General features: G+C 68.8%; 1 pseudogene. It reads right to left on the bottom strand.

The window, feature by feature from the left end:
- A pseudogene (locus P3H78_RS33245) lies at positions 1–347 on the bottom strand (hypothetical protein); the annotation flags it as partial.
- Between the last annotated feature and the right edge of the window lie 197 nt (positions 348–544).

The following is a 544-nucleotide window of genomic DNA, read 5'->3' as shown; positions in this document are numbered from 1 at the left end:
GCATCCCGGTCGTAGGTGAAACTGGCCTCTGCCTTCGCGGCGAACATGTTCTCCTCGCCGCTCTGGCCCAGCTTCTCCAGCGCAGGGCAGCCCTGCACCGAGATGTCGTCGAACTTCTGCTCTCCGGACTGCTCTTGGACCTGGACGTATCCGGATCCGAGGTCCGCCTGGGTGAGCAGCAGGGGGCGCAAGGCGCCTGCGGCGAGCGGTTTCACCTCAGCCGCCGGCTTGGCCTGCGGCTTCGCGCCGCCGCCGTCTCCTCCGCCGCTGCACCCCGTGATCAGTACGCCGCACACCGCGGTGCCCACCATCCACCGTCGCGTCCCGGACGTTGAGATGCGCATCATGTGGCTCAACTCCCTCCCCGATTGCCGGGACATGACACTACTGCCTCGTGCGGATCATCTCCTCCCGGCCCACGCGTGTCGCGGTCGCGCTGCGTCGGGCGAGCCAGTGCTCGTTCCTGGACAGGCGTCCTCCGGCTCCGAGCACCCCGCGCTTGGTGAACAGCAGCTGGGTGGCGGCCCGCAGGATGGTGTCGGAG

Origin of the sequence: Streptomyces tropicalis, assembly GCF_029269835.1 — a bacterium.
GTDB classification, from domain to species: Bacteria; Actinomycetota; Actinomycetes; order Streptomycetales; family Streptomycetaceae; genus Streptomyces; species Streptomyces tropicalis.
Note: the sequence above shows the minus strand (reverse complement) of the source record. Positions and strands in the feature narration are given on the sequence as shown.